The 16,270-nt window shown below is 68.5% G+C and carries 13 protein-coding genes and 1 pseudogene; 4 read left to right on the top strand and 10 right to left on the bottom strand.

Annotated features, from left to right (window positions below; translation table 11 throughout):
* Positions 1–42: 42 nt before the first annotated feature.
* Complete coding sequence (locus WS69_RS15650; RefSeq protein WP_059471640.1) at positions 43–918, bottom strand: MBL fold metallo-hydrolase; 876 nt, start codon at positions 916–918, stop codon at positions 43–45.
* Between the two features lie 259 nt (positions 919–1,177).
* Between WS69_RS15650 and WS69_RS15645 the strand changes: the two genes are divergently transcribed.
* The 3 genes from WS69_RS15645 to WS69_RS15635 all read left to right on the top strand — a co-directional run bounded on the left by WS69_RS15645 (position 1,178) and on the right by WS69_RS15635 (position 3,534).
* Positions 1,178–2,533 (top strand): sigma-54 interaction domain-containing protein, encoded by a 1,356-nt coding sequence (locus WS69_RS15645; RefSeq protein ID WP_059471639.1) that lies wholly within the window; start codon positions 1,178–1,180, stop codon positions 2,531–2,533.
* Positions 2,534–2,735: 202 nt separating this feature from the next.
* Positions 2,736–3,299 (top strand): DUF2975 domain-containing protein, encoded by a 564-nt coding sequence (locus WS69_RS15640; protein ID WP_059471638.1) that lies wholly within the window; start codon positions 2,736–2,738, stop codon positions 3,297–3,299.
* Positions 3,300–3,309: 10 nt separating this feature from the next.
* Entirely contained in the window at positions 3,310–3,534 is a 225-nt protein-coding gene (locus WS69_RS15635) for a helix-turn-helix domain-containing protein (RefSeq protein WP_059471637.1), read from the top strand.
* A gap of 131 nt (positions 3,535–3,665) precedes the next feature.
* On the opposite strand, the gene WS69_RS33385 is transcribed toward WS69_RS15635, so the two are convergent.
* The 9 genes and pseudogenes from WS69_RS33385 to WS69_RS15590 all read right to left on the bottom strand — a co-directional run bounded on the left by WS69_RS33385 (position 3,666) and on the right by WS69_RS15590 (position 15,399).
* Positions 3,666–4,205 carry a hypothetical protein gene (locus tag WS69_RS33385; protein ID WP_156438164.1) on the bottom strand — a complete coding sequence of 180 codons (540 nt, stop codon included), beginning with the start codon at positions 4,203–4,205 and terminating at the stop codon, positions 3,666–3,668.
* 259 nt (positions 4,206–4,464) lie between these two features.
* The gene (locus WS69_RS15625; protein ID WP_059471671.1) at positions 4,465–6,132 is read right to left on the bottom strand and encodes a bifunctional protein tyrosine phosphatase family protein/NAD(P)/FAD-dependent oxidoreductase; all 1,668 of its coding nucleotides are present in this window, start codon (positions 6,130–6,132) and stop codon (positions 4,465–4,467) included.
* A gap of 223 nt (positions 6,133–6,355) precedes the next feature.
* On the bottom strand, positions 6,356–6,991 hold the full coding sequence (locus WS69_RS15620) for a penicillin acylase family protein (RefSeq protein WP_269434752.1): 636 nt from the start codon (positions 6,989–6,991) through the stop codon (positions 6,356–6,358).
* Positions 6,992–7,028: 37 nt separating this feature from the next.
* The gene (locus tag WS69_RS15615) at positions 7,029–8,246 is read right to left on the bottom strand and encodes an MDR family MFS transporter (RefSeq protein WP_059471670.1); all 1,218 of its coding nucleotides are present in this window, start codon (positions 8,244–8,246) and stop codon (positions 7,029–7,031) included.
* 316 nt (positions 8,247–8,562) lie between these two features.
* Positions 8,563–8,919, bottom strand: coding sequence for a beta-eliminating lyase-related protein (locus WS69_RS15610; RefSeq protein WP_059471635.1), 357 nt, complete (start codon positions 8,917–8,919; stop codon positions 8,563–8,565).
* A gap of 61 nt (positions 8,920–8,980) precedes the next feature.
* Positions 8,981–9,319 (bottom strand): annotated as a pseudogene (locus WS69_RS15605) (MerR family transcriptional regulator); the annotation flags it as partial.
* Positions 9,320–9,332: 13 nt separating this feature from the next.
* A complete protein-coding gene (locus tag WS69_RS15600) occupies positions 9,333–11,126 on the bottom strand; it encodes an efflux transporter outer membrane subunit (RefSeq protein WP_059471633.1) in 1,794 nt (597 codons plus the stop codon).
* A gap of 2 nt (positions 11,127–11,128) precedes the next feature.
* Entirely contained in the window at positions 11,129–14,287 is a 3,159-nt protein-coding gene (locus tag WS69_RS15595) for an efflux RND transporter permease subunit (RefSeq protein ID WP_059471632.1), read from the bottom strand.
* Positions 14,284–15,399, bottom strand: coding sequence for an efflux RND transporter periplasmic adaptor subunit (locus WS69_RS15590; protein WP_059471631.1), 1,116 nt, complete (start codon positions 15,397–15,399; stop codon positions 14,284–14,286). The genes WS69_RS15595 and WS69_RS15590 overlap by 4 nt, the downstream gene beginning before the upstream one ends.
* A gap of 193 nt (positions 15,400–15,592) precedes the next feature.
* On the opposite strand from WS69_RS15590, the gene WS69_RS15585 reads away from it, so the two are divergent.
* A complete protein-coding gene (locus WS69_RS15585) occupies positions 15,593–16,213 on the top strand; it encodes a TetR/AcrR family transcriptional regulator (protein WP_059471630.1) in 621 nt (206 codons plus the stop codon).
* Positions 16,214–16,270 lie beyond the last annotated feature (57 nt).

The following is a 16,270-nucleotide window of genomic DNA, read 5'->3' as shown; positions in this document are numbered from 1 at the left end:
GCGTGTCGTGAATCGTGTCGTCGTTGGGGGAGGCGGGCGGGATCAGAGCGCGTCGAGCGGGATCTTCAGGTAGCGCATGCCGTTGTCCTCGGGCTCCGGCAGACGTCCCGCGCGCATGTTGACCTGTACCGAGGGCAGCATCAGCACTGGCATGTCGAGCGTCGCGTCGCGCGCGGTGCGCATCGCGACGAAGTCGTCTTCGGTGACGCCGTCCCGGATGTGGACGTTCTCGCGCAGCTCGTCGGCGACGGTGCTCGCGTACTGCATCGCGCGGCCGTTCGGCTGGTAGTCGTGGCACATGAAAAGGCGCGTGTCGGGCGGCAGGCTCAGCACTTTGCGGATCGACCGGTACAGCGTGCGCGCGTCGCCGCCGGGGAAATCGCAGCGCGCGGTGCCGTAGTCCGGCATGAACAGCGTATCGCCGACGAACGCGGCCGCCTCGCGCGCCGCGCGCCCGTCGGTGACGACGTAGGTCATGCACGCGGGCGTGTGGCCCGGCGTATGCAGCGCGCGGATCGACAGCGAACCGAGCGCGAGCGTGTCGCCGTCGTCGAGGAGCCGATCGAACTGGCTGCCGTCGCGCGCGAACGCAGGCCCCGCGTTGAACAGCGCGCCGAACACGTCCTGCACGCGCGTCACGTGGCGGCCGATCGCGATCTCGCCGCCGACGTGCGATTTCAGATAGGGCGCGGCCGACAGATGATCGGCGTGCACGTGCGTCTCGAGGAGCCAGCGCACGCGCGCGCCGAGGGCGTTCACGCGCGCGATCAGCTGGTCCGCGCTCGCGGTGCGCGTGCGGCCGGATTTCGGGTCGTAGTCGAGCACGCTGTCGATCAGTGCGCATTCGCTGCTGCCGCCGTCGAGCAACAGGTAGCTGAGGGTGCACGTCGCCGGGTCGAAAAAGCCTTCGACGGTCATCGTGGACGCTGTTGTCACGAAGTTCCTCCTGGGTCCGATTCATCGATATGGCGATCGATTGAACAAGAACCGTGCCAAGCAGACAGCATCGCCGATCGCCGGGTGCAGGGACTTGATTCATATCGTGTTTTTGCGTCGACGTCGCGCGATGCGCGACGCAGTCGAAGCGGTTTTCGTGCAGGTTCTCTGCCACGATTGGCAGTCCGATGGCAGAATTGGCGGTCGACGCGGCCGCGGGCCGCGCAGCCGGAGCCCAACCATGGATCAGCGCGACGTCATCCCGATCGTCCCCGTTTCGCCGCCCGATGTGGGCGCGCTCGTCTCGTACCTCGAGCAGGACCCGCAGCCGATGATCGTGCTCGACCCGTCCTACCGGATCCTCGCCGCGAACACTGCGTATCAGCGGCAGTTCGGCGTCGCCGGCGAAGCGCACGTCGGGCGGCGCTGCTATCAGGTCTCGCATCACTACGACGTGCCGTGCGACCAGGCTGGCGAGCATTGCCCGATGAAGCAGGCGACCGAATCGCGCAGCCTCAACCGCGTGCTGCACATCCATCACACGCCGCGCGGGCCGGAGCACGTCGACGTCGAACTGCGGCCGATCTTCGACGCGCAAGGCGAGGTGATCGCATACGTCGAGCGCCTGACGACCGTGCGCAGCGCGTCGGCGAAGCCGAGCGGCGAAGGGCTCGTCGGCGGCTCGGAGGCATTCAACGCGGCGTTGTCCGCGTTGCAGCGCGTCGCGCCGTCGATGCTGCCCGTGCTGCTGCTCGGCGAATCGGGCACCGGCAAGGAGCTGTTTGCCCGCGCGCTGCACGAGGCGAGCGCGCGCGCGATGGGGCCGTTCGTCGTCGTCGATTGCTCGGGAATCGCCGAGACGCTGTTCGAAAGCGAGCTGTTCGGCTACGAGAAGGGCGCGTTCACCGGCGCGACCGCGCGCAAGCCGGGTCTCGTCGAAACCGCGCAGGGCGGCACGCTGTTCCTCGACGAGATCGGCGACGTGCCGCCGCCGATGCAGGTGAAGCTGCTGCGGCTCATCGAATCGGGGACGTTCCGGCGGGTGGGCGGCGTCGAGGTGCTGCGCGCGGATTTCCGGCTCGTCGCGGCGACCCACAAGCCGCTCAAGGAGATGATCGGCGACGGCCGGTTCCGGCAGGATCTGTACTACCGGATCAGCGCGTATCCGATCCGTCTGCCGGCCGTGCGCGAGCGGCCGGGCGACATGCCGCTCCTCGTCGATTCGATCCTGCGCCGGATCGCCGCGCAAGGGCCCGCCGCCGGACAGCGCTTCGCGGTCGCGCCGGATGCGCTCTCGCGGCTCGAAGCGTACGCGTGGCCGGGCAACATCCGCGAGCTACGCAACGTGCTCGACCGCGCGTGCCTGTTCGCGGACGACGGCGTGATCCGCGTCGAGCATCTGCCCGACGAAGTCGCGCACGCGGGCGGCGCGCCGGGGCGGCCCGATCCGTCGGCGAAGCTGTCCGACGACGAGCTCGCGCGCATCGCACTTGCGTTCGAGGGCACGCGGCGCTCGCTCGCCGGGCATGTCGGGATGAGCGAGCGCACGCTGTACCGGCGACTGCGCGCGCTCGGGATCGCGACGCGGGACGCGTGAATCGGTCGGACGGCGAGCCGGCATGGCGGCTTGCGCCGGGCGCATGCCGGTTGCGCGCGGTGCTTTCCGGCGAGGTTCGAATACGCGTCGTTCGATGCACGTTTTGTGACAAATAATAAAATTTATACAATCATTAATTATTGTTTTACGATAAAAATCGACCTACAATCTGGAGCATTATCTCATTCGTCGAGGAATTCCCATGCACTCCGATCGCGTCGCCCGTCTCAGCCAGCGGATGGCTACCGTCACGCTCTGGTTCATCACCGCGATGATGCTGCTCAACGCCGCGTGCTGGGCCTATCCGTCGTTGAACGCAGTCAAGCCCGGCGCGGGCCTCGAGTTCGGTCTCACCGATTCGCTGATCTCCGGGCTCGGCGTCGACGTCGCCGCGTTTCCGTGGTGGCAGAAGGCGGGCGGCATCGTGCTGTCGAGCGTGCCGCTCTTCGCGCTCGCGAGCGGCTTGCGCCACCTGCGCCAGCTGTTTCGGACCTACGCCCGCCGCGATTACTTCTCGGCCGAAGCCGCCCGTCATCTCGGCAAGATGGGGCGTGCGGTCGGCGTCTGGGTCGTGCTGAGCGTACTGTGCGAGCCGCTCCTGAGCGTGTGGGCGACGATGCGTGAGCCCGTCGGGCATCGCGTCGTCACGCTGAGCTTCGGCTTGCCATACGTCGTCGCGCTGTTTACGGCCGCCTGCATCGCGGTCATCGCGCACATCCTGCGGCAGGCGAGCGAGCTCGACGCCGAGCACCGGCAATTCGTCTGAGGCGCGCGCCATGCCGATCATCGTCAAGCTCGACGTGATGCTCGCGATCCGCAAGGTTCGCTCGAAGGATCTCGCCGCGGCCGTCGGCATCACCGAGCAGAATCTGTCGCTCCTCAAGCAAGGGAAGGTCAAGGGCATCCGCTTCGCGACGCTCGAGGCGATCTGCCGCCATCTCGATTGCCAGCCCGGCGATCTGCTGGAATTCAGCGACGCGCCAGGCGCCGATGCGGGTTGAGGCGGCAGGCCGGTGGCGGGAACCAGCGTGATGCGCGCAGATGGCGCGGGGGCCGTCGGTGCTGGGCGGCATCGGCGGCGGTATCGGCAATTGGGTGGCGGCGTGCTCGCGCTTGCGATCGCGACGTCGATTCACGTGCTGGCCTGGCTCGCGCTCGAACGCCGGCCGCCGTCGGCGGCGGACGCATCGATGCGCGATGCATCGACAATCGATGTGCCGAAGCCGGGAAGGCGAGCGCTGATCGTCAGGCTGATCCCGAGGTTGCCGCCGCCGTTGCCGCAGCCGTCGCTTTCGGCGCGGCGCACACCGGCGCACGCCGCATCGATGCGCGGCGCGCGGGCGGCCGCGCGCGACGGCGGTCGTTCGCAGCCGCGTCGCGGCGCCGGCGACACGCGCCACGAACCGGTGCGAGCGGACGCCGAGGCGAACGACGCGCAACGAAAGCCGGCCCCGACGCCGGTCACAACGGCTCCCGGCGCCGACTGGCGGGCGGATCTGGACTCGGTCGGATCGATTCGGTCGATCGGGCGAGGATCGGCGGACGCGGCGGTTGGGGCGACAGGGGCATCGTCCGGCCTCGCGCTGCCACGGAAAGCGACGGCGGCATCGACCCTTGCGCGCGAGATGTCGAAAGCGAGCCGTGCCGATTGCCGGAACGCGTATTCGGGCATGGGCCTGCTCGCGATTCCGGCGCTCGCGATCGACGCCGTCAGGGATGACGGCTGCAAGTGGTGACGCGGTCGATTGTCGGGCGATGAGCGCGGCTTCGGCTCGACGCGACGAATTGCGGGACGAACCGGCGAATGAATCGCCGAACGAATTGGCGCGATCGGCCTGGGCCGTATGCGCCGACGTGCTGCCTGCTTGCGTCGCGCGTCCGCATTTCGCACCCGGCCCCTCGACCAAGCAAAGCGTCTCGCGCCGCGGCGATCAGCCGACGATCTCCGGCAGCGCGAGCCACTCCCGCCCCTTGAGCGTCGCCTGCCAGTAGAGCGGCGGCAACAGCCGCTCCTTCAGCAGCCACGCGAGCCGCGACGGCTGCGTGCCGTCGATGAGCCAGGCGGGAAAGGTCGGCGCGAGCCTGCCCCCATACCTGAACTCGGCGAGCACGATCTTGCCGCGCTCGACGGTCAGCGGGCACGCACCGTAGCCGTCGTACGCCGCCTCGCCGTGCGCGCCGCCGAGTGCGGCGAGCACGTTGTGCGCGACGACGGGCGCCTGCTTGCGCGCGGCGGCCGCGGTCTTCGCATTCGGGGTGTTCGCGGCGTCGCCGAGCGCGTAGATGTTCGGATAGGCGCGATGGCGCAGCGTCGAGGGATCGACGTCGATCCAGCCGGCGACATCGGCGAGCGGACTCGCGCGAACGAAATCGGGCGCCTTCTGCGGCGGCACGACGTGGATCATGTCGAATGCGCGCGTGACGATCTCGTTCGAGCCGTCGTCGCGCGTGCGCTGGAACGCCGCACGCTTGCCCAGGCCGTCGATCGCGATCAGGTTGTGGCTGAAGTTCAGCGCGATGCCGTAGCGCTTCACGTATTCCATCAGCGCGGGCACATAGGCCGGCACGCTGAAGAGCGTCGGCGAGGCCGAGTAGAACGCGACCTCGACGTTGTCGAGCTGCCTCGTGCGCTGCCAATGGTCGGCCGACAGATACATCGCCTTTTGCGGGGCGCCTACGCACTTGATCGGCGGCGGCGGCTGCGTGAAGAGCGCGCGGCGGCCGCCGAATTCGCGCACGAGCTGCCACGTGTACGGCGCGAGATCGTAGCGATAGTTCGACGTGACGCCGTTCTTGCCGAGCGTCTCGGGCAGGCCGTCGATCGCGTGCCAGTCGAGCTTCAAGCCCGGGCAGACGACGAGCTGCTTATAGCGCACGACGCGGCACGCTTCGAGCAGCACGGCGTTGTTCAACGGCTCGAACGCGGCGACGCCGGCCTTGATCCAGTGCACGCCGCGCGGCAGTACGGCGGCCATCTGCCGGGCGGTGGCCTGCGGCTGGAATACGCCCGCGCCGACCATCGTCCAGCCGGGCTGGTAGTAATGGGCGTCGGCCGGATCGATCACCGCGACATCGAGCGTCGGATCGCGCGCGAGCAGGCTCGACGCGACCGCGAGGCCCGCCGCGCCGGCGCCGACGATCACGACGTCGTGGCTTGCGACGGCCGCGTCCGACGCCGTCCGGCCGCGTTGCGCGATGCGGCGCGCGACGCCTGACAGATCGTAGCCGGCCGCTTCGCCCGCGGCGACGATGTCCCGCAGCGGTCGGTCGCCCGCCTGCGACAGCGCCCAGAGCGTCGCCGAGCGGATGCCGGTGCGGCAGTATGCGAGCACGGGTGTGTCGAGCGTCGCGACGAGCGCGCGGAACGCGGCGCTTTGCTCATCGTTGATGTTGCCGGCTTCGACGGGCAGATAATGGACCGCGATGCCGACTTGCGCCGCCGCCGCGGCGATTTCGGCGACGGTCGGCTGGTCCGCGCTTTCGCCGTCCGCTTGGTTGCAGACGATCGTCCGGAAGCCCGCGTCGCGGATCGCGGGCAGGTCCGCCGCGACGATCTGCGGCGACACCGACAGCTCGGCCGTGAGCTTGTTGATCTTCATGGTCATCTCCGTTTCTCCGCTTGACGCGAGGCGATGCGCGCGCGGATTGCGGCGAGCGCGATCGCAAGGTAGTGCATGCATGTCCTTCGCGTCGGGAAACTCGACCGTCCCATGCTGGTCGCGAGATCGAAGATGCTTGCGTGGAACCTTCGGACTCAGTGGCGGACATCGAAGATTCCCAAGTCGATCGTAACGAAGCGCAATCGTATTTTCTTGAAGTAGATCAAATTTGCGGGATGACGGTGCGTTCGGTCGCCGTGGCGCGCAGGCTGGGGCATTGCAAAAACGGGGATGGAATTGCCTGCGCGGCGTTTGCCCCGCGTGTCCGCGGCGGCGGGTGCGCTGCTGCGAAGACGCGCCGCACGGCAGCGACGCGCTTCGATCCCGGCGCGCCCGCCTGTCCGAGCACGGGCGGCAGTCCGCTCAAATCGAGCGGCTGCCCGAACGCGCGGATCGGCACGTCGATCGCATCGCGCGCGAGCGCGGCGCCTGTCAGGGTGGCGTAGTCATGCGCCGTCGCCCGGGCGCCTAGCGTGTCGACCGCGTCGGCGGAGAACGCGCGGCCGAGTTCGTGCATGAGCGCTTTGTATTTCGCGTTCATGCCGAGTTGTAGCGCCATCAGCTTCAAGACTGCGAACGTGTCGACCGGCTGCCATGGCTCGGGCGAGTAGCCGAGCAGGCCGAATTCGACCGGGCAGCAGACAGGAACCCACGCGAGTTGCGCGATGGCGGCGTTCACACCGTCGCCGAAAGCCGAGAGAAGCATGTTGTCTTCGATCCCGACGAGCCGCACCGATGCGGCCGCGTAGTGATCGAGCCGCAACGTGCGGTGATAACGGTCGAGCGAGGGCGCGAGTATTCGCTTGCGGTCGCGATGCGTCGGCAGGCGAAACCCGTCAGCGGTTTTGGACTTCGAGCCGTCCGTCCGGGGCAGGCTTGATCTGCGAGCCGACGACGAACGCGAACAGACTCAGCAGCGCGACGAAGCCCATGGCGTAGAACATCGCGGCGCCGCCGTAGTGCAGCAGCGCGAGGCCGCCGAGCCATGGGCCGAGCAGATTGCCGACGTTGCTGAGCGAATGCGCGCCGTAATAAATGCCGCGCATCGGCTCGGGCGTGATGCTGTCGAGGACGGCGTATTCCGACGGGATCAGCAGCACTTCGCCCCACGTGAAGACGACCATCGACACGACGAGCGCGGTCATGTTCGGCGAATTCGCGAAGCCGGCCGCGCCGATCGCGAGCAGAATCGCGCCGAGTGTCAACGACGTGAAGGGGCCGCGCCGTTCGCCGACGCGATTCAGGAACGGCTGGCTCAAGACGACCGTGATCGCGTTCGTGCTCATCAGCCAGGCGAACATCTTGAGTCCGTCGTCGAACGCGCCGATCAGGTATTGCGAAAACGTGACCGACATTTCGCCGTGCACGGCGATCGCGAGCATGCTGCCCGCGGTGAAGAGAATGAGGCGCCGGTCGGTGCCGATGATGCGCAGCTTCGCGGTGAGCGGAAGGTCGGACGCCGTCGCTTCATGCGGCGGGCGGCAGAACACGAGCCGGGCCGTGATCGCGTAGATCGCGATCGAGAACAACAGGTATACCGCCCCCGTGATGAGGAACACGGGCGATTTGTCGAGCAGGCCGAGCGACGCGCCGAGCAACGGCCCGATCGCGAAACCGACGTTGATCGCCACATAGCGTCGTGCAAATGCGCGAAGTCGCTGCTCGGGCGGAAGATTGTCGCTGATGGTCGCCTTCGAGACCGGTTCGTAGAACGAGCTCGCGAGATTGATGAAGAGGTTGACGACGAAGACTTGCCACGCGTCTGCCGCGAAATGAAGCGCGGCGAACGACAGACTCGATACGAGCAGACAGCCGATCAGCACCTTGCGCCGGCCGAGCACGTCGGACAGATGGCCGCCAAACAGGCCGCCGAATGTGCCGACGAGCGCGCCCGTGCCGAGCAGCAGGCCGATCGACGCCGCGTCGAGTCCCATCCGCTGGTGCAGATAGATGGCGAGAAACGGCAGGCTCATCGCGCGTGCCATCACGACGAAGCCGGTGCCTACGATCAGCAGCCAGACGAGGAGCGGGTGTCTTGCCTTTTCTTGACTCATGTATGTCTCATCGAGAACCGTTCGAAGCGGCGCGCATCGCGCGATGCGCCGCATGAGCCGGCGCGCGAACGCGCATCGACGCCGTGTCACAGGTCCGGCATGCAGGTCCGGTATTGTACTCAGCGTTTTTGTTGCCGCGTAAGCTCGGTGTCGGCAAAGCGTCAGCTTGCGCCAGACAGGACGTCGCGCACGATCGCGAGCGTGCTGTCGATGTCGTCCGCCGAATGGCGGCAGTGCGTCACGGCGCGTATGTTGCATGGCCCAGTTCCGCCATTCGCACGCCGCGCGTGCGCGTGATCGTCGGCGAGGCGCTCGATCATCGTGCGCAGCGCGACTTCCCCGGCGGCGACGGGCCGATCTGACGCATCCCGCCGCCGAGCAGCGTGCGCCAGCGGCGCACGCGCGCAATCATGTCGAGGCCGGATACGACGATCGAACCCGCCGGCGCTGCGAGACTCTTCGATAGGCAGAATTGCAGCGTATCGCCGGATACGGCGATGCGCGTCACGTCGACGCCGAGCGCAATCGCGGCACTGAACACGCGCGCGCCGTCGATATGGAGCGGAAGGCGGTGGGCGTCGCAAAATGCGCGCAACGCGCGCAGATAGTCGAGCGACAGCGGCGCGCTGCCCGTTCGCACGTGAGGCGTTTCGATCGCAACGATGCCGGGCATCGCGCACTGCGTGTCGTCGGCGTCGCGCAGCGCGTCGAGCGGGATTTCGCCGCGCCGTCCGTCAGTGCGGCTGCGTCAGATGCCGCATCACTTCGCGGACGAAGCCGAGCGGCGTCTCGTCGGCCCACGTGCCCGTCATCAGCGCTTGCCGGAATTTCAACTGCGTTGCCGGATCGTCGCCCGCGTAGCTCCTGAACAGCTCGAGCCAGCGCTGCGCGAGCGCGTGCTCGTCCGGTGAGGCGGGCGACACGCCCGCATCGATCGCGTCGCGCGCAGCAGCCACCAACTGCGGCCATTCCATCGCGTACTTGCCGGAGTTCGCGCGCATGAAGCGGGCTTCGTCCGGCGACTGGCAGCGTTCGCAGATCCGCATCTTCGTCTCCGAAAACGCTCGGCGTATTCAATGCGCCGGCCTAGTTTGGCGAGTTCGCTGGGCCTCGCGTGCCTGCCGTGTCGCGCGCATTCGTCGAACTTGCCGTGCTCGTCATGTTCGTCGGGCCGTTTGCGGCAATCCCACGTGGTGCGTTCGCATCGTTTGTATCGTTCGCAACGTTGGCAACGTTCGTCGCAGCAGCAGTTCCGACACGGGTGCCCACGGCGCGAGCCGCATCCGCAGCAGCATCGGCTGTGCCAGCAACGCCGGGCATGCCCGTGCCGCCAGCGTCGTGCATGCGCTTCGCGTCACCGACATCCCGCGCATCGTCCGCGCCGCTCGCGCGCTTTGCATCCTTTCCGCCGTCCTTCGGTGTGCCCATCGCCTGATAAAGCCGAGCGGTATCGACGAGCCGCGTGCCCGTCGCGCGAATCTCGTCGAGCCGCGCGTTGCGGTACCGCTGCTCGCTCGCGCGCGCGGCCGACGGCGGCAGCGCGCCGAGCCGCACGCGCGCCGCGGTGTCGTCGAACGCGCCGCGCGCGGCGACGGCCGAGCGGTTCGATGCATCGAGCGCGCTCGCGTCGTTGTCGAGCGCGGCGAGCCTGTCGGCGACGTCCTGGAACGCGGCGAGCACGGTCTGCTTGTACTGGTCGACGGCCGCGTCGTAGGTCGCGCGCGCCGCGCGGCGCTGCGCGAGCAGCGCGCCGCCGTGGAAGAGCGGCTGCGTGAGCGACGCGCCGACGCTCCAGATCGCGCCCGCGCCCGACAGCATCGCAGGCCAGTTGAAGCCCGCATGGCCCATCGACGCCGACAGCGACAGTTGCGGGAACAACTGCGCGGTCGCGACGCCGACCTCGGCTGCGGCCGCCTGCAATCCGGCTTCGGCGGCGCGGATGTCGGGCCGCGCTTCGAGCAGCGTCGACGGCACGACGACGGGCACGTCCTCGGGCAGATGCAGGTCGGCGAGCGCGAGACCGGCGCTCGCCTGATCGGGCGTGCGGCCGAGCAGCACGGCGAGCGCGTGGCGCGTCGACTGCCATTGCTGGCGCAGCGCGGGCAGGCTCGCTTCGAGCGCCGCCGCGCTTTGCTGCGCGTCCAGCATGTCCGCATGCGACGCGGCGCCGAGCCGGTAGCGCGCGGCCGTGTCGTTCGCCTGCTCGCGCGCGAGCACGACGAGCCGTTCGGTCGTCGAGACCTGCTCGGCGAGCGCGGCCGACGTGACGGCGGCCGTCACGATGTTCGCGGCGAGCGCGCGTCGCGCGGATTCGAGCTGGTATGCGGTCACGTCGACGCGCCTGGACAGCGCGCGGTTCGCGAAGCGCGCGGCGCCGAACAGGTCGAGCGTGTAGCTCGCCTGCAACTGGCCCGCGAACACGTTGTAGAGCACGGTCTGCGGTCCGAACGTCGGCACGCCGAGCGCACGCTCGCGCGTCGCCTGGCCGCCCGCGTCGATCGACGGCAGCAGCGAGCTGCCGATCTGCGCGCGCAACTGCTCGCGCGCGGCGGTCAGGTTTTTCTCGGTGGCGGCGAGCGTCGGGCTGTTGCGCAAGCCTTCGTCGACGAGCGAATCGAGCGCGGGCGACCGGTACTGCTTCCACCAGTCGGGCACCGGCTGCGCGCCGACGTCGAAGCGCTGCGCGACGCCCTGCGCCGCGGCGGTGCGCTCGGGAAGCGGCGTCGCGCCGTAATGTGCGGGCAACGGCATTGCGGGCGGCGCGTCGCTCGGCGCGAACAACGAGCAGCCGGCGAGCGAACCGGCCAGCGCGGCGACGGCGGCCGCGGCCGTCGCGCACCGCGCGGCGCGGGCCGGGAACGATTGGATCGAAACGCGCATGGTCAGGCTCCCGTGGGCGTGACGGGCGGCTCCGGGTCGCGCTCGTCCGGCTTCACGCGGAACCACGCGGCGTAGAGCGCCGGCAGGAAGAAGAGCGTCAGCACGGTCGCGCTCGTGATGCCGCCCATCAGTGCGGTCGCCATCGGGCCGAAGAAGTTCGAGCGCAACAGCGGAATCAGCGCGAGCACGGCGGCCGCGGCCGTCAGCGTGATCGGCCGGAACCGCCGTACCGTCGCGCCGACGATCGCGTCGAAGCGGCCGTGGCCGGCGGCGATGTCCTGCTCGATCTGGTCGACGAGGATCACCGAGTTGCGCATGATGATCCCGAACATCGCGATCACGCCGAGCATCGCGACGAAGCCGAACGGCTTGCCGAACAACAGCAGCGTGCCGACGACGCCGATCATTCCGAGCGGCGCGGTCAGCACGACCATCAACACGCGCGAGAAGCTCTGCAACTGGATCATCAGCAGCGTCAGCACGGCGATCACCATCAGCGGCATCTGCGCGTTGATCGACGTCTGCCCCTTCGCGCTTTCCTCGACGGAGCCGCCGATCTCGATCCGGTAGCCGACGGGCAACTGCCCGCGCAATTCGTTCAGCTTCGTGTCGATCGCGTGCGTGACGTCGATCCCTTGCGCGCCCGCCGCCACGTCGGACTGCACGGTGATCGTCGGCTGGCGGTCGCGCTCCCAGACGACGCCGTATTCGAGCGTGTTGTGGAAGCGCCCGAGCGAGCCGAGCGGCACCGGACCGTTCGGCGTCGGCATCGCGAGGTTCGCGAGATTCGCCGGATCGACGCGCTGCGCGCGCGGCGCGCGCAGATCGACCGCGATCAGCTTGTCGCGCTCGCGGTACTGCGTGACCGTCGTGCCGGACAGCGTCATCGCGAGGAAGCCCGCGACGTCCTGCGACGTGACGTTCAGCTCGCGCGCCTTGTGCTGGTCGAGCTCGAAGCGCACCGAGCGCTCGGCGGGCTCGTCCCAGTCGAACTGGACGTTGACCGCGCGCGAGTCGGCGCGCATCGTCGCCGCGACCTTTTCCGCGATCGAGCGCACGGTCACGATGCTGTCGCCGCTCACGCGGAACTGCACCGGATAGCCGACGGGCGGACCGTTTTCGAGCCGCGAGATCCGCGTGCGCACCGCCGGGAACTGGTCGCGCAGCATCGGCGCGAGCCACGCGGAGAGCTTTTCGCGATCCTCGACCGACTTCGCGGTGATCACGAACTGCGCGAAGTTCGGCAACTGCAGCTGTTGGTCGAGCGGCAGATAGAAACGCGGCGCGCCGGAGCCGACGAAGTTCACCGAATGGTCGATTTCGGGCCGTTTTTCGATCAGCTTCTCGAGGCGCTGCGCCTGCTTGAGCGTCGCGTCGAACGATGCGCCTTCGGGCAGCCGCAGATCGACGAGCAGCTCGGGGCGGTCGGAGCTCGGGAAGAACTGCTGCGGCACGAGCGAGAAGCCCGCGAGCGCGACGACGAACAGCGCGCCCGTGATCGCGAGCACGATGAAGCGCCGCTTGATGCACCAGTTGATCCACACGCGCAGCCGCGCGTAGAAGCGCGTGTCGTAGATGTCGTGCTCATGGTCGCGGCCGTGCGCGGCGGCGGCAGGCGGCGTGCCGCCCGCCGCCGCGTCCTTCGGCGGATGCTTGCGCTCGGGCAGCATGTGATAGCCGAGGAGGGGAATCAGCACGACGGCCGCGAACCACGACGCGATCAGCGCGATCGCGGACACCTCGAAGATCGACCGCGTGTATTCGCCGGTGCTCGATTTCGCGAGCGCGATCGGCAGGAAGCCGGACACGGTGACGAGCGTGCCCGTCAACATCGGGAACGCGGTGCTCGTATAGGCGAACGCGGCGGCGCGCGCGCGGCTGAAGCCCTGCTCGAGCTTCACGGCCATCATCTCGACCGCGATGATCGCATCGTCGACGAGCAGGCCGAGCGCGAGCACGAGCGTGCCGAGCGACACCTTGTGCAGCCCGATGTCGAACAGGTACATGAAGAGCGCGGTGACGGCGAGCACGACCGGGATCGAGATCACGACGATCATCCCGGTGCGCAGGCCGAGCGACACGAGGCTCACGATCAGCACGATCGCGACCGCCTCGGCGACCGCCTCGAGGAAATCGTCGACCGAATGCGACACCGCGTGCGGCATGCTCGACACTTCGTTCAGCTTGAGACCCGCGGGCAACTGCGCCTGCAGCGCCTTCGACGTCGTGTCGAGCGCCTTGCCGAGCCGGATCACGTCGCTGCCCGGCTGCATCGTGACGCCGATGCCGAGCACGGCGCGGCCGTTCGCGCGCATCTGCGTGGCGGGCGGATCATCGTAGCCGCGCTTGATCGTCGCGAGGTCGCCCAGGCGGAACGTGCGGCCGTTGATGCGGATCAGCGTGTCGGCGATCGCGCCGACGCTCTCGTACTGGCCGCTCGGGCGGATGAACACGCGGTCGTGCGCGGCCGTCAGCACGCCCGGCGACGACACGTCGTTCTGCGCGTTGATCGCCTGCGCGATCTGCTGCGGCGAGATCCCGAGCCGCGCGAGGCGCGTGTTGTCGATCTCGACGAAGATTCGCTGATCGGGATCGCCGAAGTAGTCGACCTTCGCGATGCCCGGCACGCGCAGCAGCACGACGCGCAACTGGTCCGCGTAGTCGTGCAGCTGCGCGGGCGAGAAGCCGTCGCCCTCGAGCGTGTAGATGTTCGTGTAGACGTCGCCGAATTCGTCGTTGAAGAACGGCCCCTGGACGCCGGGCGGCAGCGTCATCGAGATGTCGCCGACCTTCTTGCGCACCTGATACCACGTTTCCGACACGTCCTTGACGGGCGCCGAATCCTTCATCGCGAAGAAGATCAGCGATTCGCCGGGGCGCGAGTAGCTGCGCAGATAGTCGATCGCGGGCGTCTCCTGCAGCTTGCGGCCGATCCGGTCGGTGACCTGCTCCTGCACCTGGCGCGCGGTCGCGCCGGGCCAGAACGTGCGAATCACCATCACGCGGAACGTGAACGGCGGATCTTCCGACTGGGCGAGACGCGTGTACGCGAGGATGCCCGCGATCGTCGCGAGCGCGATCAGGTAGACGACGAGCGCCTGATGGCGCAGCGCCCATGCGGACAGGTTGAAGCGTCCGCCTTCTTGTCGGCCCGCCGTCATGACGCGACGTCCTCGGGATGAAGCGGCCGCACCGCGCGCACCTTCTCGCCCGCGCTCACCGTGTGCACGCCTTGCAGCACGACGCGCTCGCCCGGCTGGATTCCGCCCGACACGGTCACTGTGCGCTCGTTGTAGCGGACGATGTCGACGCGCCGCAGCTCGAGCGTGTCGTCCTGCTTGCGCACGACCCACAGCGCGGGCGCGTCGCCCGCGTGGAAGAGGGCCGTCGACGGCAGCGTGAAGCGCGTCTGCGCGCTCGCGTTGCCCGACGCGTCGGACGAGAACGCGACGTTCGCGGTCATCCCGAGCCGCACCGCTGGATCGGGCTGCGCGAGCGTGAGTTTCACGCGGTACGTGCGGCTCTGCGGATCGGCGGCGGGCGCGATCTCGCGCACGCGCGCGTCGAACGTGCGGCCGGGCAGCGCCGGCAGCGTGACGCGCGCTGCATGGCCCGGAATGAGGCGCGGCAGCTCGCTTTCCGGCGCGTCGGTGACGACGTCCACGTCGCCTGACCACGCGAGCTGATAGACCGGCTGGCCGGCGGACACGTTCTGCCCGGTGTCGGCCTGCTCGGCGGTGATGTAGCCCGCGTGATCGGCCACGAGCGTCGCGTATTGCAACTGGTTCTTCGCGAGCGCGAGCTGCTGGGCGGCCTGGTCGCGCTGCGCGCGCGCCGACGCATACGCGTTCTCGGTCTGCTCGAGCTGCGCGGGCGCGATCAGGTTCTCGCGCGCCTGCGCGCGGTCGCGGAGGACCTGCTGCTGCGCGAAGGTCAGCGAATGCGCCGCGGCGTCGAGCTGCGCCTGCGCGCTCGCTGCGTTCTTCGCGACGTCGGACGTGTCGAGCAGCGCAACGACCTGCCCCTTCTTCACGGTGTCGCCGAGGCGCACCTTGCGCTCGACGATCTTGCCGGCGATCCGGAACGATAGCGGCGTCGCGTAGCGCGACTGGATCTCGCCGGGCAGCGACACGGCGGCGGCGACGCCGTCCGCCTGGGCCGGCACGGCGACCACGGGGCGCGGCGCGGGCGGCGCGGCTTCCTTGCGGTGGCAGGCAGCAACGATGAGCGCAACGCCGATCATCAGCGCGGCGCGAGAACCGGAACGATTCACGGTGACCCCTCGGACAGGAGAAAACGGAAAAAGCCGGCAAGCCGGATGCGCTTGCCCGGCGTCGCACGCGGCAAAACAATCGGCGCGCGCGTTGCTGACTTTTGCTTACAAAGACTTCGCTGAATTCTAATACAGGGTTGTATCTGGATGCAAAGGTGTTTCGATTCGCGAGAAGATGCTAGACTTCCCGGCCATGAGACCGACCCGCCTGACCCGAGAACAGAGCAAGGACTTGACGCGCGAGCGTCTGCTCAACGCTGCGCACACGACTTTCACGAAGAAGGGCTACGTGGCGACGAGCGTCGAGGACATCGCGTCAGCGGCGGGCTACACGCGCGGCGCGTTCTATTCGAACTTCCGCGGCAAGGCCGAACTGCTGCTCGAGCTGCTCAGGCGCGATCACGAAGAAGCGGAGTCCGATCTGCAGAAGATCTTCGAGAGCGGCGGCACGCGCGACCAGATGGAGGCGCACGCGCTCGAGTACTACAGCCAGTTCTTCCGCAACAGCCAGGCGTTTCTGCTGTGGGGCGAGGCGAAGCTGCAGGCGACGCGCGACGCGAAGTTCCGCGCGCGTTTCAACGAATTCGTGAAGGAAAAGCGCGATCGCTTCGCGCATTACATCCTGACGTTCGCCGAGCGCGTGGGCACGCCGCTGCTGTTGCCCGCCGACGTGCTCGCGCTCGGGCTGATGAGCTTGTGCGACGGCGTACAGTCGTACCATGCGGCCGACCCGCGGCACGTGACGGGCGATACCGCGCAGGAGGTGCTCGCCGGCTTCTTCGCACGGGTCGTGCTCGGGCGCGCGCCGGACTGACGAAGGCGGCGCGGCGTTCCGTCGTCGTTCCTCGCGCGGGCGTTTCGCGCCGGTGTC

This window comes from Burkholderia sp. BDU5 (assembly GCF_001522845.1).
GTDB classification, from domain to species: Bacteria; Pseudomonadota; Gammaproteobacteria; order Burkholderiales; family Burkholderiaceae; genus Burkholderia; species Burkholderia mayonis.
This window is presented reverse-complemented; position numbering and strand designations above follow the sequence as displayed.

Coding starts and splice junctions, on each gene's coding strand:
- WS69_RS15650 (WP_059471640.1), bottom strand. CDS start 918: ATGACCGTCGAAGGCTTTTTCGACCCGGCGACGTGCACCCTCAGCTAC.
- WS69_RS15645 (WP_059471639.1), top strand. CDS start 1,178: ATGGATCAGCGCGACGTCATCCCGATCGTCCCCGTTTCGCCGCCCGAT.
- WS69_RS15640 (WP_059471638.1), top strand. CDS start 2,736: ATGCACTCCGATCGCGTCGCCCGTCTCAGCCAGCGGATGGCTACCGTC.
- WS69_RS15635 (WP_059471637.1), top strand. CDS start 3,310: ATGCCGATCATCGTCAAGCTCGACGTGATGCTCGCGATCCGCAAGGTT.
- WS69_RS33385 (WP_156438164.1), bottom strand. CDS start 4,205: ATGCCCGAATACGCGTTCCGGCAATCGGCACGGCTCGCTTTCGACATC.
- WS69_RS15625 (WP_059471671.1), bottom strand. CDS start 6,132: ATGAAGATCAACAAGCTCACGGCCGAGCTGTCGGTGTCGCCGCAGATC.
- WS69_RS15615 (WP_059471670.1), bottom strand. CDS start 8,246: ATGAGTCAAGAAAAGGCAAGACACCCGCTCCTCGTCTGGCTGCTGATC.
- WS69_RS15610 (WP_059471635.1), bottom strand. CDS start 8,919: ATGCCCGGCATCGTTGCGATCGAAACGCCTCACGTGCGAACGGGCAGC.
- WS69_RS15600 (WP_059471633.1), bottom strand. CDS start 11,126: ATGCGCGTTTCGATCCAATCGTTCCCGGCCCGCGCCGCGCGGTGCGCG.
- WS69_RS15595 (WP_059471632.1), bottom strand. CDS start 14,287: ATGACGGCGGGCCGACAAGAAGGCGGACGCTTCAACCTGTCCGCATGG.
- WS69_RS15585 (WP_059471630.1), top strand. CDS start 15,593: ATGAGACCGACCCGCCTGACCCGAGAACAGAGCAAGGACTTGACGCGC.